Annotated in this window: 17 protein-coding genes; 8 read left to right on the top strand and 9 right to left on the bottom strand. The window is 77.0% G+C overall.

Annotated elements, in window-relative coordinates; translation table 11 throughout:
- Positions 1 to 63 precede the first annotated feature (63 nt).
- Positions 64 to 600 (top strand): NUDIX hydrolase family protein, encoded by a 537-nt coding sequence (locus tag IE287_RS22365; protein ID WP_189850921.1) that lies wholly within the window; start codon positions 64 to 66, stop codon positions 598 to 600.
- 60 nt (positions 601 to 660) lie between these two features.
- On the opposite strand, the gene IE287_RS22360 is transcribed toward IE287_RS22365, so the two are convergent.
- Positions 661 to 1,461 carry a D-Ala-D-Ala carboxypeptidase family metallohydrolase gene (locus IE287_RS22360; protein WP_189850920.1) on the bottom strand — a complete coding sequence of 267 codons (801 nt, stop codon included), beginning with the start codon at positions 1,459 to 1,461 and terminating at the stop codon, positions 661 to 663.
- Between the two features lie 503 nt (positions 1,462 to 1,964).
- Between IE287_RS22360 and IE287_RS22355 the strand changes: the two genes are divergently transcribed.
- Positions 1,965 to 3,923, top strand: a complete 1,959-nt coding sequence (locus IE287_RS22355; RefSeq protein ID WP_189850919.1) for a SpoIIE family protein phosphatase — start codon at positions 1,965 to 1,967, stop codon at positions 3,921 to 3,923.
- Positions 3,924 to 3,956: 33 nt separating this feature from the next.
- Here the strand turns inward: IE287_RS22355 and IE287_RS22350 are convergent, their stop codons facing one another.
- From IE287_RS22350 to IE287_RS22335, 4 genes are all read right to left on the bottom strand, one after another.
- On the bottom strand, positions 3,957 to 4,472 hold the full coding sequence (locus IE287_RS22350; protein ID WP_373307876.1) for a MarR family winged helix-turn-helix transcriptional regulator: 516 nt from the start codon (positions 4,470 to 4,472) through the stop codon (positions 3,957 to 3,959).
- A 227-nt stretch (positions 4,473 to 4,699) separates the two neighbouring features.
- Positions 4,700 to 5,794 (bottom strand): baeRF3 domain-containing protein, encoded by a 1,095-nt coding sequence (locus IE287_RS22345; protein WP_189850918.1) that lies wholly within the window; start codon positions 5,792 to 5,794, stop codon positions 4,700 to 4,702.
- Positions 5,795 to 5,929: 135 nt separating this feature from the next.
- Positions 5,930 to 6,418 (bottom strand): DUF1269 domain-containing protein, encoded by a 489-nt coding sequence (locus IE287_RS22340; protein WP_189850917.1) that lies wholly within the window; start codon positions 6,416 to 6,418, stop codon positions 5,930 to 5,932.
- A gap of 182 nt (positions 6,419 to 6,600) precedes the next feature.
- Positions 6,601 to 7,251 carry an alpha/beta hydrolase gene (locus IE287_RS22335; protein WP_189850916.1) on the bottom strand — a complete coding sequence of 217 codons (651 nt, stop codon included), beginning with the start codon at positions 7,249 to 7,251 and terminating at the stop codon, positions 6,601 to 6,603.
- A gap of 419 nt (positions 7,252 to 7,670) precedes the next feature.
- Between IE287_RS22335 and bdeA the strand changes: the two genes are divergently transcribed.
- Positions 7,671 to 8,537, top strand: a complete 867-nt coding sequence (gene bdeA, locus IE287_RS22330) for a bis(hydroxyethyl) terephthalate hydrolase (protein ID WP_229883640.1) — start codon at positions 7,671 to 7,673, stop codon at positions 8,535 to 8,537.
- Positions 8,538 to 8,791: 254 nt separating this feature from the next.
- Entirely contained in the window at positions 8,792 to 11,560 is a 2,769-nt protein-coding gene (locus IE287_RS39135; protein ID WP_189850914.1) for a helix-turn-helix transcriptional regulator, read from the top strand.
- A 66-nt stretch (positions 11,561 to 11,626) separates the two neighbouring features.
- On the opposite strand, the gene IE287_RS22320 is transcribed toward IE287_RS39135, so the two are convergent.
- Positions 11,627 to 13,405, bottom strand: coding sequence for a CAP domain-containing protein (locus IE287_RS22320; RefSeq protein WP_189850913.1), 1,779 nt, complete (start codon positions 13,403 to 13,405; stop codon positions 11,627 to 11,629).
- 197 nt (positions 13,406 to 13,602) lie between these two features.
- On the opposite strand from IE287_RS22320, the gene IE287_RS22315 reads away from it, so the two are divergent.
- On the top strand, positions 13,603 to 14,577 hold the full coding sequence (locus IE287_RS22315) for a serine hydrolase domain-containing protein (RefSeq protein ID WP_189850912.1): 975 nt from the start codon (positions 13,603 to 13,605) through the stop codon (positions 14,575 to 14,577).
- Positions 14,578 to 15,272: 695 nt separating this feature from the next.
- Here IE287_RS22315 and IE287_RS39305 read toward each other — a convergent pair.
- Positions 15,273 to 16,127 (bottom strand): MFS transporter, encoded by an 855-nt coding sequence (locus IE287_RS39305; RefSeq protein WP_308436878.1) that lies wholly within the window; start codon positions 16,125 to 16,127, stop codon positions 15,273 to 15,275.
- An 82-nt stretch (positions 16,128 to 16,209) separates the two neighbouring features.
- Positions 16,210 to 16,848, bottom strand: a complete 639-nt coding sequence (locus tag IE287_RS39130; RefSeq protein ID WP_189850911.1) for a hypothetical protein — start codon at positions 16,846 to 16,848, stop codon at positions 16,210 to 16,212.
- Between the two features lie 204 nt (positions 16,849 to 17,052).
- On the opposite strand from IE287_RS39130, the gene IE287_RS22300 reads away from it, so the two are divergent.
- A complete protein-coding gene (locus IE287_RS22300; protein ID WP_189850910.1) occupies positions 17,053 to 18,573 on the top strand; it encodes a PQQ-binding-like beta-propeller repeat protein in 1,521 nt (506 codons plus the stop codon).
- A gap of 96 nt (positions 18,574 to 18,669) precedes the next feature.
- Positions 18,670 to 19,701, top strand: a complete 1,032-nt coding sequence (locus IE287_RS22295) for a LacI family DNA-binding transcriptional regulator (protein ID WP_189850909.1) — start codon at positions 18,670 to 18,672, stop codon at positions 19,699 to 19,701.
- 57 nt (positions 19,702 to 19,758) lie between these two features.
- On the opposite strand, the gene IE287_RS22290 is transcribed toward IE287_RS22295, so the two are convergent.
- On the bottom strand, positions 19,759 to 22,557 hold the full coding sequence (locus IE287_RS22290; RefSeq protein ID WP_189850908.1) for a glycosyl hydrolase: 2,799 nt from the start codon (positions 22,555 to 22,557) through the stop codon (positions 19,759 to 19,761).
- 360 nt (positions 22,558 to 22,917) lie between these two features.
- Between IE287_RS22290 and IE287_RS22285 the strand changes: the two genes are divergently transcribed.
- Complete coding sequence (locus IE287_RS22285; RefSeq protein ID WP_189850907.1) at positions 22,918 to 24,222, top strand: ABC transporter substrate-binding protein; 1,305 nt, start codon at positions 22,918 to 22,920, stop codon at positions 24,220 to 24,222.
- The last annotated feature ends 38 nt before the right edge of the window (positions 24,223 to 24,260 follow it).

Genomic DNA, 24,260 nt, shown 5'->3' with positions numbered 1-24,260 from the left:
CCACTCGAACGGCGGATGCCGGAATCGCGGCGGAGCGGCCGTGGCGGAAAGTATGATCAGGCGATGTCTGACATGACTGAGACCACGCCCGGCTGGATGACCTCGGACGAGCTGGACACGGCCCGCGCCCGGATGCCGATCCTGTACGTCGACGCGATTCCCGTGCGGGTGGACGACAGCGGCGAAGTCACGAGCATCGGACTTCTGCTCCGCATCGGCGCCGACGGAACGATCAACCGCACCCTCGTCTCCGGGCGCGTCATGCACCACGAGCGCGTCCGGGACGCCCTGCTGCGCCACCTGGAGAAGGACCTGGGCCCGGTGGCCCTGCCCCGCGTGCCGGCCGCGCTCCAGCCCTTCACGGTCGCGGAGTACTTCCCGACCGCGGGCATCACCCCGTTCCACGACCCCCGCCAGCACGCGGTGTCGCTCGCCTACATCGTCCCCGTCAGCGGCGACTGCCGGCCCCGCCAGGACGCCCTCGACCTGGTCTGGTTCACCCCCCAGGAGGCCGCCTCCCCCGCCGTCCAGAGCGAGATGCCCGGCGGCCACGGCGTCCTCCTCAAGCAGGCCCTGGCCCACGTCGGCGTCACCTACTGACCCGCTCGCCGCTCCGGCCCGGCCGCCGCGCCCGCGGGGCCGGGCCGGAGCGGCGTCGGATCAGATCCCGCAGGACGAGGCGGACCAGTAGCGGCTGGGCCGGTGGTCGACGTGGGCGTGGTCGGAGTGCCCGGGGTAGCCGGGGCCGAGGATGCCGTTGAAGCCGTGGTTGCGGGCCTGCTGGGCGAGGCGGCAGAGCGTGTGCGGGCCGGCGCCGAGGTCGGCCGCGTCGCCGTAGAGGTGCCGGCTGTTCGACGCTCCGCCGACCGCCGCGTTGCAGGAGGTGCTGCGGAAGCCGCTGGTCACCCGCAGGGGCTGGTCGCCGAGGGCGTGCCGGAGGGCCTCCAGCTTCCACATGGTGCGCAGGGCGTTCGACTTGGCGGTGGCGGCGCTGACCGCCCCGCCGGCCCAGGTGGAGTTGCAGGTGTTCAGCTCGGCGTAGGTGAAGTGGATCGGCGTGCAGTCGTCGTCCTGGAGCGCGTAGAGCTTGCTGAAGGTCGCGGGCCCGGCGACCCCGTCCGCGGCCAGGCCGTAGGCGGACTGGAAGCGCGTGACGGCGGCGGCGGTGGCCGGGCCGTAGGAGCCGTCGATCTCGAGGACCCCGCCGTAACCGGGGTAGCCGGCGACGCGGATCTGGAGCTGGGTGACGTCGGCCCCGGTCGCCCCCTGGGAGAGGGTGCGCGACCAGGTGTAACAGCCGTCGGCGCGGGCGGGGCCCGCGCCGGCCACGACCCCGGCGAGGCCGGCGACCAGCAGCACCAGGGCGAGCAGGAGCCGGCCCAGGGGGGACGCGAGGGAGACGAGGGAGACGGACGGGGCGTGCGGGGCGTGCGGGACGGGAGCGCGGGTGTGCGCGGACATCGGACGGACCTCCACCTCGGTGGGCACGTACAGCGGGGACCTTGCATGTCATGCATCTGTCAGAAAGCGCCTGTCGGGAGGAAGCCTGGCCTGTCGGGTCGACGCGCGTCAACCACCCCGGACGCCGCCGTCCGGCCGCACCGCGGCGGGCCGGGATCCGTCCGCGCCGCCATGATGGGAGCGTGAACGCCGGCGACAGCCAGGGAGGGCCCGAGGGACCGGGGACGGACGCGCCCGGGTCGGGGGCCGGCCCGTCCGGAGCCGGCCTGTCGGGGGCCGGGCCGTCCGAGGCCGGGCCGTCCGAGGCCGGGCCGTCCGAGGCCGGGCCGTCCGAGGCCGGGCCGTCCGAGGGCGGGGCGTCCGAGGGCGGGGCGTCCGGGGCCGGGCCGTCCGGGGGCGGGGCGGATCTCGCCGGGGACGGGGCGGGGCCGCGTCCCGAGGGGGCCGGGACCGAGGGGGCCGGGGACGCTGGGGCCGGGGACGGGCCGCCGTTCGATCCGCGGATGTTCGACGGGACCGTCGCCGCCGTGGCCGTGCTCGCGGGGCCCGAGGACCGGCTGCTGTACACCAACTCCGCCTTCGCCCGGCTGTTCGGCGCCCGCCGGAACGGCCTTCCGGCCCACGCCGCCTTCCCCGACTCCGACGGGTACCGCTTCCTGGCCGTCCTCGACTCCGTACGGGCCACGGGCCGGGCCCGGCAGGTCGTCGGCGAGCGGCGGACCGACCCCGGGGCCCCCGGACAGGCCCGGCACTTCGTCTACTCGTGCAGCCCGGTCACCACGGCCGAGGGCCCCGGGATCCTCGTCCTGGCCATGGACACCACCGCGGAGACCCAGACGCTCCAGCGGTACGAGGCCCTCGTCTCCGCCGTCTCGCAGATGGTGTGGGTGAGGGGGGCCGACGGGACGATGGAGGAGCTCGTCCCCGGCTGGGAGCAGCTGACGGGCTCGCCCTGGCACCCGCGCGCGGACGAGGGCTGGTACCCGCGCATCCACCCCCGCGACCGCGAGAAGCTGAGCGCCGCGTGGCGGCGGGCGGCGGACGGCGGGGACCGGCCGGGCGTCTTCGAGGCGACGTTCCGGGTGCGGGCGGGGGACGGTTCGTACCGGCATCTGTCCACCCGCTCGGTGCCGGTGCTGAGGGACGGGCGGATCGCCGAGTGGGTGTCGGCGACCGCCGACATCGAGGACGCCTGGGGCACCCGCCTGCGCGAGCGGCTGCTCGCCCAGGTCGCGGCGGTCTCCGGGACCGACCTGCCCGAGGCCTTCGCCGAGGTCGTGGACGTGGTGGTGCCCGAGCTCACCGACGCCTGCCTGATCCTGCTCCTGTCGCACGACGAGTGGCCGCTTCCGGAGCACGCGGGCGTGACGGCTCGCCGGATCGCGTCGGCGACCCGGCCCGGGCTGCCCGCCCCGCCCGCGCTGCGCGGCCAGCGGCTGGCGGTCACGCCCGCGGTCCGCGACGTCCTGGTGAAGCGGGAACCGGTCACCTTCCGCCTCGAACCCGGCGCCCCCGTGCCGCCCGGGCTCATCCCCACCGTCAGCGAGCGCTGGCTGCGCGCCTCCGGGGCCACCAGCCTGACCCTCGTCCCGCTGATCGTGGACGACCTCGTGCTCGGCTACGCCGCCACCAGCAGCAACGGCGACACCCCGATCCCCGGACCGGCCGAGACCGAGCTCCTGCGGGAGGTGCTGCACCACGCCCAGCGCCCCATCCGCAGGGTCCTGGACCTCCAGCGGGCGCGGCGCACGGCGCTCGGCCTCCAGCGGGCGCACCTGACGGAGCCGCCCGCGGTGCGGGGCGCGACGCTGGCCGCCCGCTACCAGCCGGCCAGCTCCACCGGCGAGATCGGCGGGGACTGGTACGACGCCTTCACGCTGCCGGACGGCACGCTCGTCCTCGGCATCGGGGACGTCGCGGGCCACGACCTGACGGCGGCCACCGCGATGGGGCAGATGCGCAGCATGCTGCGGGCACTGGCGTACGCGGGCGGCTCCGAGGCCCCGCCGCACGAGGTCCTCGCCCGCCTCGACCAGGTCTCCGCGGGCCTGGCCACCGCCCCGCTGGCCACCGCGCTGCACGCGGCCCTGCGCCGCCGCGGGGACGGCACCTGGCTGCTGACCTGGTCCAGCGCGGGCCACCCGCCGCCCCTGCTCGTCCCGGCCGGCGGCGACGCCCGCTACCTCCCCGGCGCGGCCGACCCGCCGCTCTGCATGGCCTCGGACCTCGCCCGTGCGACCCACGGCCACGTCCTGCGCCCGGGGGACACGCTGCTCCTCTACACCGACGGCCTCATCGAGACGCCCTCCGCCCCCATCGACGAGGGGCAGCGCCGGCTGGCCGCCGAGGCCACGCTGTGCCGCCGCCGGTCCCTCCCCGACCTGCTCAGGATCCTCCAGGGGCTCTCGGACCACCGCGACGACACGGCGCTGCTGGCCTTCCGGGCGGACGGGGAGCTTTGACGGCGGCCCGGACGCGCCCGCGCCGCCGGACGGTCAGCGCCGGGGCACCCGGAGCTCGGCCAGTTCCTCGTTGAGGGCCTCGAGAAAGCGCAGGACCGTGCGGAGCTCGTCCGCGTCGAAGCGCGCCCTGGCCTTCTCCGTCGCCTCGGCGAGCGGGCGGAAGTGGTCGCGGGCGGCGGTCCTGGCTCCGTCGGCGTACTCGACGTGCACCACCCGCCGGTCGGCGCTCTCCCGGGTGCGCCGGACGTGCCCGGCCTTCTCCAGCCGGTCGAGGCAGGCGGTCACCGCGCCCGAGGTCAGCCCCAGGTGGGTGCGGAGCAGGCCGGGGGTGACGGGGCCGTCGTGGTCGAGGACGAAGGAGAGGGCCTGGACGTCGGTGGGGTGCAGCCGCTGGTCGGCGGCGAACCCGTGCGCCACGCGGTTCACCTCGCCGAGGGTGCGGCGCAGCGCGACGGCGAACCGCTGCAGCCCGACGTCCTCGCCGCCCGGCGTCCCGCCGTCCTCGCCCCGACCGTCCCGCACGTCCCGCTTCCCCTCTCCGCTGGCCACCCGACCAGCGTATACAGCCCAGCCGCGAGCGGGTACGCGCACGGGCCGTGCGCCGCGCCGCGCACGGGGCCGGGGCGCGCGGAGTCGGCGTGCACGGGACCGGGCGCGCGGAGTCGGCGCGCGCGGGGCCGGGCGGTGCGTCGACCGGACACGCACGGGCCGGGACGCCCGTGAGGGCGGCCCGGCCCGGCGCTCCGCGGTGCGATCGCGGAGCGGAAGGGCGGTCCTCAGTAGCGGAGGACCGCGGCGATGTGACCCTGGCCGTCGAGCGCGCCGCCGGGGACGAACCTCACCTCGGCGCCGGTGTCCAGGGCCCGCTCGACGATCTCGTCGACCATGTCGTCGCGGGCTCCGGGGTCGGCGGGGTCGGCCGGTTCCAGATGGTCGCCCTCCTCGCGCACGACCGTCCGGTAGTCGTCCTCGACGGCGACGAGGCGTGCCCGGCCCTCCTTGGCCGCCCGCCACACCTCGTCGATGCCGCCCGCGAACTCGCGCCTGCCGCGCGCCGCGTCGAGCTCGGACGCGACCGCCCGCACGGCGTCGGCGGCGCGGGCGGCCCGGGACGGCTCGACGGCGGTGTGGACGGCGGCGGCCGGGCCGTCGGCGAGACCGCCGTGCCGGACGGTCACCGCGTCCGGGGCGAGCGGGCCCAGCTCCTCCAGGAGGGCGAGGGCCTCGGCCGCGCCGAGGACGTACAGCGGGCGGGGATCGGCGGAGAGGACGACCCGCAGCTTCTCGTGCGCCTCCCGCAGGAACTGCCGCGTGGCCTCGTCCTGGAAGGTGCTGGGCAGGTCGCCGACGCGCTCCTTGCGCTCGGCGTCCGGGTCCTCCAGGCCGCGGGTCAGCGGGAAGCCGTCCCGGGTGGCCTCGCGGGCCCGTTCGGGGTCGCCGCTCCAGAGGGAGACCCGGTCGGCGGCGACGGCCAGGGCCCAGTAGGGCTGTTCGGCGGCGCGGGCGGCGACGAGGTTCCGGGTGAGGAAGGTGTCGGCGAGGACGACCCGCTCGGGCACGGTGCGGGGCAGCGACCACACCTGCCGCTCGCCCTGCGCGGCGTAGATGACGAGCCCGTCCTCGGCGTGCGCGAGGTCGACCTCGGCGGCGGCGCGGCCCAGCTGGTCGAGGATGTCGAGACGCCGCTCGCGCGGCACGTCCGGATCGGCCGTGAGCGCCTTCTCGGCCTCGGCGAGGAGATTGCGCAGGCGCACCGGGTCCTGGGTGTTGTCCGGTTCGCGGCGGTGCGTCGGCATCACCAGCGAGACGGCCGGGTACGGCCGGGGCCGGCGCAGCTTCGCGAGCACCTCACTGCTGAGCACGGGGTCCATGGAGGGGGCCTTCCTGTGGGGGTCGGACGGACGGGCGCCGCCGGGGCGAACGCAGGCGCGGGGCGGGGAGGGGGTGGGGGACGGGGCGGGGGCACGGGAGCGCGCGGGACGTGGGCCCGGGCACGCGCACTCCGGTCACCCGGAGCCGGCGAGCTGCTCCGCCAGTTCCCGCTCGTCCGCGTCGCTGAGCGAGGTCTTGAGGAGGGTGCCCCCGTGGCGCTGCATCGCCGCGGTGAACTTGTCCTCGGTGAGCTTCGCGGCCATGAGCACGACGGCCGCCGAACCGGGCCGCAGCAGGTCGCCGACCTGCTGCCGGAACCGCTCGTCGACGCCGGACCGGCTGAGCCGGCCGACGAGTCCGCCGAGCGCCGCCCCGGCGAGGGCGCCCACCGCCGGGGCGAGGAAGAGGATGCCGAAGATGGTGCCCCACAGGGCGCCCGTCGCGGCGGTGACCCCGACGACCCGGTTCGAGGTGTCGACGTGCGTGCGGCCCTCCGTGTCCACGGAGACGACCGCCAGGCCGTTGAGCACCACCACCTGGTCGCGCTGGAGCTCCTGCACCGTGCCGAGGGCCTCCTCGGCGACGGCACGGTCCTCGTACCCGATCACGATGAGCTCAGACACTGCCGCCTCCTCGGACACGCGCGGGACGGCGGGACCGGGCCCCGCGGCCGCGCGGGGGCGTCGCCACACGCCCCTCTCCGCCCGATCCTGTCCCGATATGCCCTTTCCCGCGAATCGAGCGCGATACGGAAGCGACACGAGGGCGATGCGGGGGGAGGTACGGGGGCGGGGGCGGGGTCGCGTCAGGCGGGTGAGGACGCCAGGGTCTCCAGGGCCAGCTCGGTGGCGCGCCGGTGCCACAGGCGGGCGTCGCGCAGCATGGCGTGGCCGCCGGCCGGCATGGGGACGCCGGTGGCGTCCGCGCCGGCCTCCCGGGCCCGGCGGACGAACGCCCATGAGTCGCGGGCCGCCGTGACCCGGTCCGTCTCGTCGTGGAGGAGGTGCAGGCGGCGTCCCGCCAGGTGCGCGACCGGCTCGCCCGGGGGGCACCAGGGCGCGAGGGCGACGACGCCCAGGACGGCCGGGTCCCCGGCGACGGCGAGCGCGGCCCGGCCGCCCATGGAGTGGCCGACGAGGACCACCGGCGTCTCCCCGAAGCGGGCCCGCAGCCCGGCGAGCGCGGCCTCGGCGTCCCGGGCGGCGTCGGCGCGCTCCCCGTTCCAGCCACGGTGCCGGTAGCGGGCCTCGGCGACCAGGACCGCCCGCCCGCGCACGGCCCGCCGCAGCGCCCCGGCGAAGGGCCGCATGCGCAGGGCGGGCAGGTTGAGCAGCGGCGGGGCCTCCAGCCCGTCGGCGCGCCCCCCGTGCAGCAGCAGCACGGCACCGGCGGGCGCCTCGGTCCCGTACCGCACGAGCAGCTCGGGCGGGGCGGCGGACCGGGAAGGGACGGTCATCGGGCCTCCAGTCGGCCGGTCGCGGGGTGAGCGGTGAGGCCCGCAGTCTGCCACGGGCCCGGCGCCCGCGGCCCGGGCGGGGGCGGGAGCGGGGCGGAACCGAGGGCGGAATCGGGGGCGGAATCGGGGCGAGCGGGCATCGGCGGCCGCCGGGCGGGAGGCTGTGGAGGCCGGGCGAGCAGGGGACGGCGGGGAGGGGGCGGCGGGGAGGACGAGGAAGGCAGGGGGGGCGAGGAAGGCGAGGAGGGCGGGAGCACACGTCCCGGCCCGGCGGTGCGGCCGCTTCCGGCGGCCCGGGACCGGTGATTGTGCCGATGACGGCGTTCCGCGCCGCCCCCACAGTGGCGGGGCCGCCCCACGGCAGCGGCCTCCCCTCCCCCTGGGGCGGCCGTACCACGACACGAGAGGACGACTTCGTCGTGAAGCGATACCTTGCCGCGGCCACCGCCGCAGCCGCCGGCCTCGCGCTGCTCCTCGCCCCCGGCGCGGGAGCCGCCGCCGGCAACCCGTACGAGCGCGGTCCCGCCCCCACCCAGGCGAGCGTCGAGGCGCTGCGCGGCCCGTACGCGGTCGCGCAGACCTCCGTCTCCTCGCTCGCCGCGTCCGGGTTCGGCGGCGGCACCATCTACTACCCGACGAGCACGGGCGACGGCACGTTCGGCGCCGTGGCGATCTCCCCCGGCTTCACCGCCACCCAGTCGTCGGTCGCCTGGCTCGGACCGCGCCTGGCGTCCCAGGGCTTCGTCGTCTTCGTCATCGACACGCTCACCACGCTCGACCAGCCCGACAGCCGGGGCCGCCAGCTCCTCGCCGCGCTCGACCACCTCACCCAGAGGAGCTCGGTCCGGGACCGGATCGACGCCTCGCGGCTGGGCGTGATGGGTCACTCGATGGGCGGCGGCGGCACGCTGGAGGCGGCGAAGAGCCGGCCGAGCCTGAAGGCCGCGGTGCCGCTCACCGGCTGGAACACGGACAAGAGCTGGCCCGAGATCACCACGCCGACCCTCGTCATCGGCGCGGACGGCGACACGGTCGCGCCCGTCGCGACCCACTCCGAGCCGTTCTACGAGAGCTTCTCCGCCGGCCTGGACAAGGCGTACCTGGAGCTGAACGGCGCCACGCACTTCACGCCCAACACGTCGAACACGACGATCGCGAAGTACAGCATCGCGTGGCTGAAGCGCTTCGTCGACGACGACACCCGGTACGAGCAGTTCCTCTGCCCGCTGCCGCGGCCGAGCCTGACGATCGACGAGTACCGGGGCACGTGCCCGCTCGGTTCCTGACCGGCCGCGAGGGGTCCCGACGGTTGCCGACGGCTTCCGAAGGGCCCCGCCAGGCCGCCGGCGGTTCACGAAAGGGCCCCGGCGGTTCGCGAAGGGTCCTGACGGTTCCCGGGGAGGGGTCCTGACGGTTCCCGAGGGGGGTTCTCGACGGTCCTGTGCGCGGGCACAGCCCGTCGTACGGGGGGCTGGGCTCCGGCCCAGACCCCCGTACCGCTCCGTTCCCGCCCCCGGCCTGGCCCGTTAGCGTGACGGGCGTGACCGCCGACACCGGACCCGTGCTGTACGGCCGGGAGGCCGAACTCGCCGCCGTCTCCCAGCTGTTGTGTCCGAAGAGTGCTCCGCCCGGGATCGAACGGGTGGTGCGCGTGACCGGGGGCCCCGGCGAGGGGCGCTCGGTGCTGCTGGCCCGCGCGGCGCGGGACTTCCCGGGCGAGGCGTACACGGTCGACCCGCCGCGCCGGCACGTGCCGTGGAGCGGAGCACGGGCGCTGTTCACGGCGCTGGCCCCGTCCGGGGCCGCGGCCTGCCGGGCGGCCCGGCTCGCCCGGGGCACGGACGGGATCGCGGCGGCGCTGGCCGCCTGCCTGACCGGCCGGGGGCCCGTCCTGCTCTGCCTCGACGACTTCCCGCTGTGGGACGCCCACTCGCGGGCCGCGTTCGCCGCGCACTGGCGCGCGCCGGGCGCGCGGGGCACGGTCCGCGTCGGCTGGCTGGTGGCGGCCGCGCCCGGCCGGCCACTGCCCGCCGCGGACGCCGCGCCGCTGGTCCGGCTGCCGCGCCTGGGCCGCGCGAGCGCCCGGGCCCTGCTGCGGGACGCCACCGGGGGGCGCGCCGGACCTGCCGTGGCCGAGCGGCTCCTCGACGAGGCGGCCGGGCACCCCGGCGTCCTGGTCGAGGCGGTGCGCCGGCTCGCGCCGGGCGTGCTGGCCGGGACGACGCCCCCGCGGGGGAGGCTGGTCGACGACGCCGTCCTGACCACGGTGTACGGCGGGCTGCTCGGCGCGCTCCCGGTGGACGGGCGCAGGCTGCTGGGCGTGGTGGCCCGGGCCTGCGGCGCCCCGGACCCGGAGGGCCCTCCGCCCGGGGACCCGGACCGCACGGACGTCCGCACGGCCCTGGCCCTGGCCCGGTCCCTGCGCGTGCCGACGGAGACCCTCGACGGTCTGGTGGCGGCCGGTCTCCTGCACCTCCGGGACGACGAACTCGCCTTCCCCGACCCGTTCCTGCGCCGGGCGGCCGTCCACGGCGGCGACGCCACGCGCACCGGTACCCGCACCAGGACCCCGGACCGGTACCGGGACGAGGAGCAGGGCCAGGACCGGGAGCAGGAGCAGGACAGGGAGCAGGGGTGGGGCCGGGAACCGAAGCCGGCCCCGGACCGGACCGTCCGCCCGGACCGGACCGTCCGCCCGGACCACGACCGGGTCCAGGCCCGGGACCGGGAGCCGGCCCGGGAGCGGACCCGGCTCAGCGGTGCGGGTGCCGCCGCGTCCGGTCTGCCCGACCGGCACGAGCGGCACCGGGCCGATCGGCTCGGACCGCCGCCGGCCGTGCGCGCGCGCTCCGCGGCGGCCCGGGGGCGGACGCTGGTGACGCGCGGGTTCGCGGCGCTCGCGAGCGGGCCGGTCATGGACGCGCACGAGGCGTTCCTCCAGGCGGCGAAGGTGCTGCGGGACCGGGAGCCGGCCGAGGCGGCGGACGCGCGGTTCCTCGCGATGGAGGCGGCGTGGGCGGCGGGGGACGTCGGCGCCTGCCTCGCCGCGCTCGACCTGGCCCCGGCCGCGCCGGGCACCGAACGGGCCTTCGCCGACGGGCTGCGGGCGGCGCTCACGGTCCGCCCGGACCGGGCGCGGGCCCGGCTCGCCCCGGTGGTCGCGGTCGGGGCGGTGCGGGACGAGCCCCGGCTGCTGCTGCGGGCCGGGTCGGCGGCGCTGGTGCTCGGGGACGTCACGGCGGCGGCCCGGCTGCACGGCAGGGCGCTGGCCCGGGCGCGGGCGGAGCAGCGGACCTCGCTCCTGCCCCGGATCCTGGAGCACCTCGCGTACGCCGAGCTGCGGGCCGGACGGTACGCGCGGGCCGGTCACACCGCCGGCGAGGGGCTGCGCGCGGCCCGCGCCACCGGCCAGCCGAACTCCGCCGCCCACCAGCACGCGGTGCTGGCGCTGGTGGCGTCGGTGACGGGCGACGGGTCGTCGGTCGCGGAGCACGCGGAGCGGGCGCTGGCGATCGGACGCCCGCACGGCCTCGCACAGGCGGTGACGCTCGCCGAATGGGCGCTGGCCCGGGCGGAGCTGGGCGGCGGGCTGGCCGCCCAGGCCGCCGCGCGCCTCGCGCCCCTGGTCCGCCCCGGACCGCGCGGCGGGCACTTCGCGCTCCGGATGCTGGCCGTGCCGTGCTTCGTGGAGGCGGCGGTGGCGTCGGGGCGCGTGGCGGAGGCGCGGGGGGCGACGGAGGAGTACGCCCTCTGGAGCGACTTCGGGATCGACCGTACGGCCCCGGCCCAACTGGCGCGGTGCCGGGCGCTGCTGGCCCGGCACGGCGAGGAGACGAGCCGCTGGTTCGGCGAGGCCCTGCGGCGTCACGAGGACGGCGGCAACGACTTCGAACGGGCCCGCACGCTCTTCGCGTACGGCACCTGGCTGCGCCGGCGCCGGCGCCCGGGAGAGGCGCGGGGCCCGCTGCGCGACGCGCTGGTCACGTTCGAGCGTGCCGCCGCCGAGGGGTGGGCCCGCCAGGCCCGCGCCGAACTCCGGGCGACGGGCGCGCCGGGCGCGCGGCCGCCGGAGCCCTCGGCGCTGGCCGATCTCACCCCGCAGCAGCAGCGGATCGCCCGGCTGGTCGCGGACGGCGCCACGAACCAGGAGGTCGCCGCCCGGCTGACGCTGAGCCCCCGGACCGTCGACCACCACCTGCGCGGGATCTACGCCCGGCTCCAGATCCGCTCCCGGGTCGAGCTGTCCGCCCTGATCGCGGGGGCGGGACCGGAACCCCTGTCCTGGACGGGGCCGGGGCCGGGGCACTGACGCGGGCCGCCCGGGCCGCTCGGCGGGCGGCCCGGGGGCGGTTCGGCGGGCGGTTCGGCGGGCGGTTCAGCGGGCGCCGAAGACCTGGGTCCAGTAGGGGCCTCCGTCGGTCTGGACGCCGACCCCGATCTCCTTGAAGTCGCAGTTGAGGATGTTGGCGCGGTGGCCCGGGCTGTTCATCCAGCCCTCCATGACCTGCTCCGCCGTGGTCTGGCCCATCGCGATGTTCTCGCCGTAGGTCGCCCAGGGGTACCCGGCCGCGGTGACCCGCTCGCCCGGGCCGGCGCCGTCGGGGTTGGTGTGGTCGAAGAAGTCCCGGGCGGCCATGTCGTCGGAGTGGCCCTGCGCGGCGCGCGCGAGGGCGGCGTTCGCGGTGAGCGGCCCGCAGCCCGCCTTGGCGCGTTCGGCGTTGACGAGGGAGAGGACCTGGTCCGCCGCCGACGTCTGGCCGGAGTCGTTCTGCGCGCCGCCGCCGGGGTCGGTGTCGGCCGTCGGCTTCGGGGCGGTGCGGGTGGGCTTCGGGGCGGAGGGCTTCTTCGCCGGGGTGGCGGTGGGGCTCGCGGTGGTGCGCTGCGGGGTCGGGCTCGCCGTGGTCGGGCGGGCGGTGGGGGTCTTCTTCCCGGCGGTGCCGGGCGTGGCGGTGGTGGCGGTGGGCCGGGGGGCCGTCGTGGCGGTGGCGGAGGGGGCCGCGCCCGTGGTGGCGGGCGTGGCCCCCAGCGAGTCCGGTTCGTGCGTGAGCGGCACGTCGGGGGCGGGGACGAGCGCGCGGTTCGCCTCCAGGATCTCGCGCTGCCCGTCGCGCCCTCCGTAGAACGAGAACGCCCCGCCCGTCACGGCGACGACCGCGATCCCGGCCGCGACGGCGGCCCGCCGCCGGGTCTTCTCCTGTGCCTGGCGCCGCCGCCGGAGGGCCGCCCGCGATCCGCGCCGTCCGGCCGGCGCCGCGGCGAGCCCGCCGAGGTCGTACGCCCGCGTCACGTCGTCACCGCCGAGCCCGCCCTCGGCCTCGGCCTGGAGGTCGTACTCCGCCTCCGCGTCGAACGCGGCCTCGGAGGCGAACCCGGCCTCCGCGCCGAACGCGGCCTCGGGCCCGTACCCGAACCCCGCTCCGGTCGCGTACCCGGCGGCGGCCTCGGGCCCGTACCCGGCCCCGCCCTCCGGCGCGGTGAAGGCCGCGCCCACGGTCGGCGCGGCTCCTCCGAAGCCCGCCACCGGCCACGCCTGCGCGGCGGGCGCCGCCGGCGCGACCCCGCCGCACCCGGCGCAGCGGCTCGTGTGCGCGGCGAGGTGGTCGCGCCACCCCGCGCCCGGCCGTCCGTCCCAGCCGGCGGTCAGTTCCTGGAGCCGGGGGCAGCGCGGCCGCCGGGCGAGGGCGGAGGCGACGGACCGGGCGGCGTCGACGCGCACCCGCACGGTCGCCATCCGGGTCGCGGTCTCCTCGGGCGTCCACCCGAGCGCGGCCGACGTCTCGTGGCGCAGGAGTTGTCCCTCGTCCTCCAGCGAGCCGAGCGCCGCCAGCATCGCGTCCTGCACGTCCAGCCATCCCGCGGCCTGGTCGAGCGAGGCGGCGGCGTGTCCGAGGGTGGTGTCGACGGCGAGGGCCACCAGCCAGGACCGGAAGGCGTCCGGGTGGGGCAGCGTGTGCAGGGAGCCGTGGGCCCGGCGCAGGGTCTCCCCCACGACGGTCTCGACGGCGACCGCGGGACGGGCCACCAGGGCGCGCGACGCCAGGGCGCCGACGAGCGGCTGGTGGGCCCGGAGGAGCTGGTCGCACGCCCAGGGGTCGCCGTACTGCGCCGCCCGTATCCACTCCGCCGTCTGGTCCGCACCCATGGTCTGCTGCACGCCGTTCGTCCTTCTCTCGCCCGTTCCCGGATTTCCCTGCGCCTGGGAGAGCCTCGGCCGAGGAGGGGGATAACGGAAAGAGGGAAAGCGGAATCCGTGACGTGGGTCACAAGCGGACCGCCGCGGCTCCGGGCCGGCCGGCCGGGGGCTCCGCCGGGCGTGGCCGGGGACGGGTCCGGCCTTCTAGGGTGGGCCGCATGGATGGGGATCATGGTGACGCACGACTGGCGGAGCGGCTGCGGGCGCTGACGGGCGGGCGGTTCCCGGTCGCCGGGGCGCTGCTCGGCCCCGAGGGCGCGGTGACGGCGTCCGTGGGGGCGGGGCTCGGGGCCGATTACGAGATCGGGTCCGTGTCGAAGGGCGTCACGGGGCTCCTGTACGCGGACGCGCTGGAGCGCGGCGAGGTGACGGCCGGGACGGCGCTCGGGGCGCTGCTGCCGCTGGCGGACGTGCCGGTCGGCTCGGTGACGCTCGGGACGCTGGCGACGCACCGGTCGGGGCTGCCGCGGATTCCCGCCGCGGCGCGGCCGTGGCGGCGGACGTTCGCGCTGTGGCGGCACGGCGCCAATCCGTACGGCGAGGACGTCGCCGAGCTCCTCGACCAGGCCCGCACCGTCCGGCCGGGCTCCGCGCGGCCCCGCTACTCCAACCTCGGCTTCGAACTGCTGGGGCACGCGCTGGCCGCCGCCGCCGGGACGTCGTACGAGGAGCTGGTCGCCGCGCGGATCGGGCGGCCGCTCGGCCTCGACCGGTTCTACCTCCCCGCCACCGCGGCCGACCTGCGGCCGGGGGCCCTGGAGGGGACGACCCGGCGGGGCGGGCGGCGCGAGCCGTGGACGGGCGAGGCGCTCGGGCCGGCCGGCGGGATCCGGGCCGACATCGGCAGCATGGCGCGCTTCACCGCGGCGCTCCTCGACGGCACGGCGCCGGGGACGGCCGCGCTCGATCCGGTCGCCCCGTTCAGCGGGGGCACCCGGATCGGCGCCGCCTGGATCACGCTGCGCGTCCGCAGCCTCGCGATCACGATGCACAACGGCGGGACCGGCGGCTTCCGCTCCTGGCTGGGCCTGGACCGCGAGGCCGGTACCGGGGTGGTGGTGCTCGCGGCCGCGAGCGTCTCCGTCGACCGGCCCGGCTTCGCCCTCCTCACCGAGGGCCGCCCCCGCACCTGACACCGGACGGCGGACGGCGGGCACCTCACGCCGGGCACCGGACGGCGGCCCGGTCGGTACCGGACACCGGACCGGACGGCGGCCCGGTCGGCGCGGCGCGCCCCGCGCCCCGCGGGCACTCCTACCCGGTCGCGGTCCGGGTCCTGGCCGCCCGGCGGGCGACCGGGCCGGTCGCCGCGGCGGCCAGGAGGAAGGCCGCACCGAGCAGCAGCCAGCCGAGGGGGGCCGCCGCCGACGAGGAGCGTCGTGACGGCGAGCGGACCGATCGCCCGGGCCACCGGGACGCCGGCGCCGTGGAAGCCCTGGTACTGGCCGATCCGGTCGGCGGGCGCGAGTCCGGTCGGCGGGCGCGAGGCCGAGGCCCAGCTGCCAGGAACCGGCGGCGTGCCGCATCTCGGCGACGACGAGGAGCACGGCGCCGAGCACGAGGACCGCGACGGCGGCACCGGCGCTCAGCGCGGGGAGCGCGGTCACCGCGAAGACCGCGCAGGCGGCGCACATGACGGCGCCCGCGCCCCGGACCGCGCGGGCGGCCGTGCCGAGGTCGGTGACCGACCGGGCGGCGCGGACCTGGAAGAGGGTCACGGCCAGGGTGTCGAGGACGAAGAGCGCCGAGACCGTCCGGCCGGGTGCCGCCGTCCGCTGCGCGATCCACAGCGGCAGGGCCAGGCTCAGGACCGGCGTCCGCAGCAGCATCAGCGCGTTGAGGAGCGCGAGGACCACGTGGGGGCCGTCGCGCAGCACGGCCGTGACGGAGGCGCCCCGGACGGCGGACGCGGGCACCGGGGCGGGAGGGGCGCGCGGAGCCGTCCGAGCAGCAGGGCGCAGAGCAGGAAGCCGGCCGCGTCCAGGGCCGGCACGGCGAGGTAGGCGCCGCGGGTGCCGGCGTGGAGGGCGAGGCCGCCGAGGGCCGCGCCGACGGCGAGGCCCGCGTGGGAGAGGGCCTGGAGCCGGACGAGGACGGCGGTCCGGCCGGCCGGGTCGACCGTCCGGGCGAGGAGGGCCTGCCGGGTGGCGGCCAGGCCGCTCTGCGCGCAGGCGTAGAGGGTGGCGGCGAGGAAGGCGGGGAAGGAGGCGACGAGGAGGAAGGAGGCGACGGCCGCCGCCGTCACGAGGGCGAGGAGCACGGAGACGCCGTGCGGGCCGCGCCGGTCGGCGAACGCTCCGAGCGGGACCCCGGCCGGGGAGCCCACCGCCCAGGCGACGGTGAGCCCTGCCCCGACCTGCGCGGCGGAGAGCCCGACGATCCCGGAGAAGTACGGCGCGCAGGTCACGTAGAAGGCGCCGTCGCCCACGGAGTTGCCCAGCTGCGCGAGGAGCAGCGTGCGGGGCACGGCCGGACGGCCGCCGGGGGCGGGGCCGGGCGCGAGGCCGGAACCGGAGGCCGGGGCGGAGCCGGAGGCCGGGGCGGAGCCGGAGGTCCCCGGGGTGGTGAGCGCCGGGGTGGTGCGCACCGGGAAGGAGCGTGCCGGTGAGGGCCTGCCGAGGAGGAGGGGGCCGCCGGGATGGTGTGCGCCGGTGAGGGGTTCCGCAGGTGAGGGGTTTGCCATGGACACGACGCTAGGGTGAAGTGGCCCGTGGACTCCGGTCCGTTGACGGACCGTCGGCCCGGGCCACTGGCTCCGCCTCCGCTCAGCGGCCGTACATCCCCCGGCACAGCTCCGCCGCGCCCAGGGGGGCGTCGATCCGCTGGGCCTCGCGGCACAGGTTCCGCATCTCGGGGACCTGCCCGGCGGGAGTCCGTCCGGCGGGGACCTGTCCGGCGGGGGCGGGCCGGGGCGCGGGCGCCCGGCCGGGTCCCGCGGCACGGGGACGGGGCGGGCGGGACTCCTTCCCCGGACGCGCCCCTCCCTCCCGGCGCACCCCCTGCCCCGCACGGCGCTCCCCCGCCGGGCGCTCCCCCGCCGGGCGCGCCTCCGCCGTCCGCGCCGGGGCGCGCACCGCTCCCGCCCCGCCGCCTCCGTCACCCGGCTCCCGGTCCCGCTCCCCTTCCCGCCCGGCATCGGCCCGGGGCGGTACGGGCACGCCCCCGGCCCCGTCCGCCGGGCCCCGCCGCCCCTCCTCGGCCACGTCGGCCAGCTCCTCCCGGGGCTCGGCCTCCGGCGGCGGTTCCGGGAGCGCCGACGGGGGGCGCTGCGCGGCGGGCGCGAGGGCGGGGGGCGCGGTCGCGGGGGCGGGCGGCGCGGAGGGCTTCGGGAGGCCCACGCAGCCGCCGACCAGGAGGGCGGTGAGCAGCGGGAGCGCGGTGCGGCGGACGTTCATGGCGGTCACGCTGCCGCACCCGAGCGCCGCGGCGGAGCCGGTACGGACCGCGACCACCGCCACGGGTGAACGGCGGGCCGCCGCCCCTGACGGCGGCCCTCCGCCCCCGGTCCGCGTGGGTGCCGTCGGTCCGCGTCGCTGTGCTACGACCGAAACAGAATCTCGTTCTAGAAATACGCTCCGGATCACCGGTGACCCACAGGGGGAGTCCCGATGCCGTACGCGCCGCCGCCCCGGACCCCTCCGGGGCGGGCGCCCGAGCCGGGCCGCCGCTCCCGGCGCGACCCCGCCCTCCTCGCGCTCGCCGCCGGGCTCGCGCTGCTGGTCGTCGCGGTGGCGGGGGCGGGCTGGTACGGCCACGGGACCGGCCACGCCCGTCCCCCGGCCGCCCGGGGGACGGGCGCGCCCCCACCGGGGACCGCCGCGCCTCCGGCGGAGGGCGTCACGCCTCCGACGGGGCCCGCCCTCCGCACCCCCGGGCCGGTCCGCGTGCCCGGCGCCCGGGAGCTCGCCGCCGCCCGGCAGCCGGGCGAGGGCACCTCCTGGATCGCCTCCGACTCCACGGACCTGCCCCGGCGGAGCATCCGCGCGGACGGTCCCTGGATCGTCGGCGACACCGTGGTCCGGGCGCTCTTCCGCGAGGTCACCGCCTACCGGCTCGCCGACGGCGCCGAGCTGCGGAGCCCGACCCTGCCCACCCCCGTCTGCGAGGCGCCGGAGCACACGACGCCGGACGGCCGGATCGTCGTCGTCCTCGCGACCGGCACGGCCCGGCGGGGCGCGCGCTGCGACCGGTTCCGGATGATCGGCCTGCGGACCGGGAAGGCCGGCTGGACGAAGGAGCTGCTTCGGGCCGATCCGACCCCGGACACGCCCGTGCTCCTCGCGCACACGGCGATCAGCGGGGACACCCTCGCCGTCGCCGAGGGCACGGGAGCCGCCGCGTACCGCGTGGGCGACGGCGTCCGGCTCTTCGGCGTCCCGGCCGAGGAGCCCGGCCGCTGCCGCCCCGACCAGGTCGCCGGCGGCTCCCGGCTCCTCGTCGGTTCCCTGTGCGCGACCGGCGCCGACCGGCGCAGGAGCCACTCCGGGCTCCGGGAGCTCGACCCTCGCACCGGCGCCGTGCGGTGGCGCCACCGCACTCCGGCGGGCCGGAGCGTCGAGCGGGTGGCCTCCGTCGATCCGGTGGTGTACACCTCGGTCGACAACGACCGCCTCACCGACGACTGGCGGATCGTCGCCCCCGGCCCCCGCGGCGAGGTCCGCCGCACGATCGACCCCCGGCCCCAGGGCTTCGAGCACTGCGTCCACTCCGGGATCGACGCCGGCCTCCAGCCCTGTCCGGGCATCGTCGTCGGACACGGACTGGTCCACGTCGGCGGCACGGACCGGGCCGGCGCCTACGACCTGGCGACCGGGAAGCTCCTCCGGGGCATCCGGACGCACGACGGCAGGACCCTGACACCGGTCGGCTTCCGCGCCGCGCCGGGGACGATCGTCTACGAGTCGGCCACCCCGAGCCGCCCCGGCCGCACCTTCGTCCTGGACGGGGGCGGGGCGGGCGGGGAGGAGGTGCTGCTGCGGCACCCGGCGGCGGCCGGGGCCGAGTACGACACGGGGGCGGGCCGGGTGCTCCGCGTCGGCGGACGGGTCGTCGTGACGCCCGCGCACGTCAGCGGCGACGACGCGCGGCGCCAACCCCGGATGGCCTCCTTCGCCCCGGGGCCGGACTGACCCGCTCCTGCCCGCCACCGAGTTCAGAGAGCGCTCTCAGAGCGGGCGCCCGTACGGATATCCTGACCCGGTCCGGAGCAGACGAAGGGGGCCGACGTGGCCGAACAGACGACGGGGGCCCGCCCCACGCTGGAGGCCGTCGCGGCCCGTGCCGGGGTGTCGCGGGCCACGGCCTCCCGGGTCGTCAACGGCGGTGCCGGGGTCCGGGCGCCGCTGGTCGACAAGGTGCGGCAGGCCGTCGAGGAGCTCGGGTACGTCCCGAACCTCGCGGCCCGCACCCTGGTCACCCGGCGCAACGGCGCCGTGGCCGTGGTCATCGCGGAGCCGGAGTTCCGGATCTTCTCCGACCCCTTCTTCCAGGAGCAGGTGCGCGGCATCAGCCGTGAACTCACCTCCCACGACTCCCAATTGGTGCTGCTCTGGGTGGAGAGCCCGGGCGACCACGACCGGATCGCCCGCTATCTCGGCGGCGGTCACGTCGACGGCGCCCTCGCCTTCTCCCTCCACGACGAGGACGAGCTGGCGGCGGTGCTGCGCCGGGCGAAGATCCCGACGGTGCTCGGCGGCCGCCCCACCGACGGGATCGGCCCCGACATGCCGTACGTCGACTGCGACAACCGCGGCGGCGCGCGCGAGGCCGTCCGGCTCCTGGTCGACCGGGGCTGCAGGGCCGTCGCCCACCTGGCGGGGCCCCGCGACCAGACCTCGGCGGTGGACCGCGCCGACGGCTGGCGGGAGGCGCTCGGCGACCCGGATCCGGCCCTGCTGGGCCACGGCGACTTCACGGCGGAGAGCGGCGCCCGGGCGATGGCCGGACTCCTCGACCGGCGACCGGACGTGGACGGCGTCTTCGCCGCCAACGACCTGATGGCCTCGGGCGCCCTGCGGGTGCTGCGGGAGCGGGGCCTGCGGGTGCCGGAGGACGTGGCCGTGGTCGGCTTCGACGACGTGGCGTCGATCGCCGAGCGGACCGACCCGCCGCTGACGACGGTCCGTCAGGACATCGAGGGCATGGGGCGGTTGATGGTCCGGCTCCTGATGCACCTGCTCCACGAGCACGGGTCCGGGGCACCCGCCCCGGACCCGCTGATCACGCCGACGACGCTGGTGCGCCGGGCCTCGGCCTGAGGCCCGGCACGCCCCCGCCGCGCGCCGGGCCTCGGTCCGAGGCCCGGCGCACCCCCGTCAGTCGAAGGGGATGACGAGCACGGAGTCCGCCGTGCCGGTCCTGACGGTCGCCGGGGCGTTGCCGATGGCGCTCCACAGCTCCACGCGGACGGTGCCGCCGCGCAGGTCGCCGAGGGTGCCGGTGGCGGACTTCAGGCCGCGGGTCTGGTCGTACCGCTCCCAGCCGGCCACCGGGTCGGTGGCGAAGTAGTGGTACGTCTCGGTGCGGTCGAAGGCGCCGTCGCCGGTCAGGTCGTAGCTGACCCGGACCTGCTGCCCGAGGCCGACGGAGGTGCCCGCGTCCACCGCGAGGCGGAAGGCGGTGGCGGCCCCCGGGGTGAGGGTGCCGGTGACGTTCCGCGCCTCGTAGACGAGCGGCTGGTGCGGCGCGCCGTCGTGGTTGGCGCCGCCGGCGGAGGCGATCGTGTCGCTGCCCGCGGCGGTGTCGGTCGCGGTGGTCAGCTGGCCGCCGCTCTTGAGCCGGAAGGTGTCGCCGGTGCCGGGCTCGGGGCAGACGGGGCCGCCGGGCTGGCCGCAGGGGATGGTGCCGGTGCCCTTGCCGGTGGCGGTGGAGCGGGCCGGGACGGTGAGGGACTTGCCGTCGGAGAAGGCGACGGTGACCGGGGCGGCGCCGAAGTTGTGGGCGGCGTAGGTCCGCTCGGTGCCCTTGAGGAAGACGGCCGAGGTCGGGATCGATCCGGTGACGGTCGCGTCGGGGGCGCCGAGCGCGTCCAGGGTGGTGAGCCAGTGGTAGGTGTGGGCCCTGGTCTCACCGGCCTCGGGGGTGTAGTTCCCGCCGACGGCGTCGAAGCGCCCCTTGGCGCGGGCCGGTTCGGCGAGCGACTCGAACTCCCACAGGATGTCCCGCCACTCGACGGCCGGGCCGCCGTTCTCCCGCTCCATCTCGGCCAGGTTGCGCCGGATGGCACCCGGGTAGGCGCCCATGTGCAGCGCGTTGCCCGAGGTCACCGGGAGGGTGTTGATGCCGTGGATCTCCTCCGGGTTCGCCGTCCACCAGGTGGAGTAGGCGCCGCCGCTGCCCCAGACCATGCCGACCGTGTCGTGGCCGAAGGAGCCGGGGAAGACCTGCTGGTCGGCGTCGAACCAGTACTGGCCGATGGCGTCGGACTCGGTGGCGAGGAGGTAGCCGCCGAGGTCGCGCAGGGCGGTGTCGCCGGTGGCGGAGCCCCACAGGACGAGGGCGGCGCTCAGGTTGGTGGACTCGGAGGAGGACTCCTGGTTGTTGCCGGCCGCGAAGCCGGAGTGGCCGGAGGCCCAGCTGTGGCCGGCGTAGACGTCGAAGCCGCGCAGGAAGGGGAAGGCCGTGTCGGTGCGGCTGGGGTTGGCGACGTCCCGGACCAGGGTCCTGACCATGCCGCCCCAGGCGGAGTCGGCGGCCCAGGCCTGGTCGTACTGGGCGACGATCGCGGCGGCGTACACGTAGTAGCCGTAGTGGAAGTGGTGGTCGTTGAGCTCGGTGTCGCTGCCGTACGAGGCCGGGTAGCCGGTCAGGGTCTTCCAGGTGCGGTCGTACGAGAACTCGTTGGCGCCGCCGGCGGTGAACCAGTCCTGGAGCCGGCCCTTGAGCAGGCCGACGAGCCGGTCGCGCAGCGCGGTGTCGCCGAGCTGCTCGGCGAGCGGCACCAGCTGGGCGAGCTTGCCGAGCGCCTTGCCGGTCCAGTAGGTGTCGGTGGCCCCGGAGAACGGGTCGGCGGAGTTCACCACCTCGTTCAGGTAGGTGCGCAGCCGCGCCTGGTCCACCGCGCCGGAGGCGGGCAGCCCGGGCAGGACGGCGGCCTGCTTGCGGCTCGTGGTGAAGGACCTGCCCTCGCGGACCTTCATGGTGCCGCGCGGGGAGACGTACGTGTACGGGGTCAGGGCGTCCGTGGTGTTGAGCCACTGGTGCCGGTAGAGGGCCTGGAGGGTGCCGGTCTCGGTGCCCTCCTTCGCCTCCGTGGTGAGGGTGTAGGTGGCGTTGATCCGGCCGGCCGAGGAGGACCAGGCGACGCGGGAGCCGGTGACGAAGCTGAAGGCGTACTTGCGGAAGGTGGCGAGCGCGCCGGTGGAGGGCAGGACGGCGACGGAGAAGTAGTCCTTGCCGCCGAGGCCCGCGGTGACGGTGGTGCCCGCGACGTTCCAGTCGGTGCCCGTGGGGGCGAAGAGGGCGTAGTGGTGGCCGCCGACGGTGATGCCGAGGACGTTGCCCTGGTCGGCGAAGACGGTGGGCGCGCCGGAGGTGGTGATCCGGGCGTCGCCGCCGGTGCCCTTGGCGTACACGAAGGGCAGGCCGTGGCCGATGGTGGTGCGCAGGGTGCGGGCGCCGTCGGACCAGGCGGGGGTGACGGTCCAGTCGGACCAGTCGTCGGCCTTGGCGTCGGGGGAGTTGAGTCCGGTGAGGCCGAGGGTGAGGTCGGCCTTGTGGGGGAACTCGTACTGGCGCCCGTCGCCGACGATCGCCGGGGCGGTGGGGTAGCCGATCTCCAGGCCGCCGGCGACGGCCTGGTAGGTCAGCGGGTGCCCGTACATGGGGGTCGAGTACGGGTTGTCGCCGTAGCGCTGGAAGGCGAGCGAGGACCACCAGTCGTTGGTGGGGACGGGCCGGTCCTTGGCGGCGGCGGTCACCTTGGGGGTGACGGGCGCGCCGGTGTTGGTGGTGGGGCCGGAGGTCCCGGCGGGGCGGGTGTCGGAGTAACCGCCCGCGCCCACGGGGACGGTGGCGGCGGAGGCGGGACCGGCGGCGACCGGTACGAGACCGGCGGCCGCCAGGGCGGCGGTGAGGACCAGCGACGCGGCCGGTCGGGAGCGGGGAGCTGACACGTACAGCACCTCGTTGGCTCGGTGGTGGGGGCTGGGGATCGTCCCGCGGAGGCCCCGGAGGGACCGCGGAAACGGTTTTGAGAGCGCTCTCAGCAGTGCGCAACGTAAAACTCCCGAAACGTGGGCGTCAAGAGAGGCGACGAGAAGCCGAGTTGGGACGCAAGGGCCTTACACGCCCTTCGATTCCGAGCCGTTACGCCTTCGAGTCTTGACGGGAACCGGCGAGTCGGGGCACGCTCCAGACCGTTCTTGAGAGCGCTCTCAAGCGTTCTCGGGGCTCCCCGGGACCACCCGGTGCTGCCCGCCCCTGTCCGCCTGCCGCAACCCCCCGTTCCGCCCCGATGCCAAGGGAGCCCGTCCATGCCCATCACCCGAGCCGCCACCCAGGCCGTCCTCCGCCTCGGAGCGGTCGCGCTCGCCGGTTCCCTGCTCGCCGCCTGCGGGTCCGGATCCTCCGGGACCACCGCCGGCAAGGCGGACGGCAAGGTGACCGTCACCGTCGACCTCTTCGGCTCCTTCGGCTACAAGGAGGCCGGGCTCTACGCCGAGTACGAGAAGCTCCACCCGAACGTCACCATCAAGCAGACCGACACCGAGGACGAGGCCGACTACTGGAAGTCCCTCCAGACCCGGCTCGCCGGCGGGGGCGGCCTCGCCGACGTGCAGGGCATCGAGGTGGGCCGGATCGCCTCCGTCACCCAGCAGCAGGCGGACCGCTTCGAGGACCTGCGGAAGTACGGCGCCGACGGGCTCAAGAGCCAGTTCGCCGACGCCAAGTGGGCCGCCGCGACCGGCAAGGGCGGCGAGGTCCTCGGCCTCGGCACCGACGTCGGCCCCGAGGCGATGTGCTACCGCACCGACCTCTTCCAGCAGGCCGGACTCCCCACCGACCGCGCCGAGCTGGCCAAGCGGTGGTCCACCTGGGACGGCTACCTGGAGCTCGGCAAGCAGTACAAGGCCAAGGCTCCCGCCAAGAGCGCCTGGCTGGACAGCGTCGGCAGCCTCTTCTCGATCATGATCGGGCAGGAGAAGGAACGCTACTACGACGCCTCCGGCGCCCTGATCTGGGAGACCAACCCCGCCCTGAAGACCGCCTGGGAGACCTCCGTCGAGGCGAGCGGCGCCGGACTCAGCGCCAAGCTCGACCAGTGGTCCCCGCAGTGGAACCAGGCCTTCGCCGCCGGATCCTTCGCCACCATCCCCTGCCCCGCCTGGATGCTCGGCTACATCAAGGGCCAGGCCGGCGAGACCGGCAAGGGCAAGTGGGACATCGCCGCACTGCCCGGCGGCGCCGGCAACTGGGGCGGCTCCTACCTCGCGGTGCCGCGCGCCGCGAAGAACAAGAAGGAGGCGTACGAGCTGATCAAGTGGCTCACCGCCCCCGAGCAGCAGGCCAAGATCTTCGCCAAGCAGGGCAACTTCCCCTCCTCCACCGGCGCCATCGCCGAGGTCGCGGGCACCACCGACCCGTACTTCTCCGGCGCGCCCATCGGGCAGATCTTCGGCGACGCCGCCAAGGCGGCCCCGGTCCAGGTCCTCGGCGTCCACGACCAGAACATCAACCAGCAGATCACCAACGCGCTGAGCGAGGTCGAGCGCAAGGGCCTCGCCCCGGAGAAGGCCTGGGAGAACGCAAAGAAGGGCGTCGCCAACACCCTCGGCTGACCCCGCGCCGGCCGGACCCCTCCCCGGGCCCCGGCCGG

Origin of the sequence: Streptomyces omiyaensis (assembly GCF_014650895.1) — a bacterium.
In the GTDB taxonomy this organism is placed as follows: domain Bacteria; phylum Actinomycetota; class Actinomycetes; order Streptomycetales; family Streptomycetaceae; genus Streptomyces; species Streptomyces omiyaensis.
Note: the sequence above shows the minus strand (reverse complement) of the source record. Positions and strands in the feature narration are given on the sequence as shown.

Bases quoted from the DNA above. Each gene is read 5' to 3' on its own strand.
- IE287_RS22365 (WP_189850921.1), top strand. From the start codon at position 64: ATGTCTGACATGACTGAGACCACGCCCGGCTGGATGACCTCGGACGAG.
- IE287_RS22360 (WP_189850920.1), bottom strand. From the start codon at position 1,461: ATGTCCGCGCACACCCGCGCTCCCGTCCCGCACGCCCCGCACGCCCCG.
- IE287_RS22355 (WP_189850919.1), top strand. From the start codon at position 1,965: ATGTTCGACGGGACCGTCGCCGCCGTGGCCGTGCTCGCGGGGCCCGAG.
- IE287_RS22345 (WP_189850918.1), bottom strand. From the start codon at position 5,794: ATGGACCCCGTGCTCAGCAGTGAGGTGCTCGCGAAGCTGCGCCGGCCC.
- IE287_RS22335 (WP_189850916.1), bottom strand. From the start codon at position 7,251: ATGACCGTCCCTTCCCGGTCCGCCGCCCCGCCCGAGCTGCTCGTGCGG.
- IE287_RS22315 (WP_189850912.1), top strand. From the start codon at position 13,603: ATGGATGGGGATCATGGTGACGCACGACTGGCGGAGCGGCTGCGGGCG.
- IE287_RS39305 (WP_308436878.1), bottom strand. From the start codon at position 16,127: ATGGCAAACCCCTCACCTGCGGAACCCCTCACCGGCGCACACCATCCC.
- IE287_RS22300 (WP_189850910.1), top strand. From the start codon at position 17,053: ATGCCGTACGCGCCGCCGCCCCGGACCCCTCCGGGGCGGGCGCCCGAG.
- IE287_RS22285 (WP_189850907.1), top strand. From the start codon at position 22,918: ATGCCCATCACCCGAGCCGCCACCCAGGCCGTCCTCCGCCTCGGAGCG.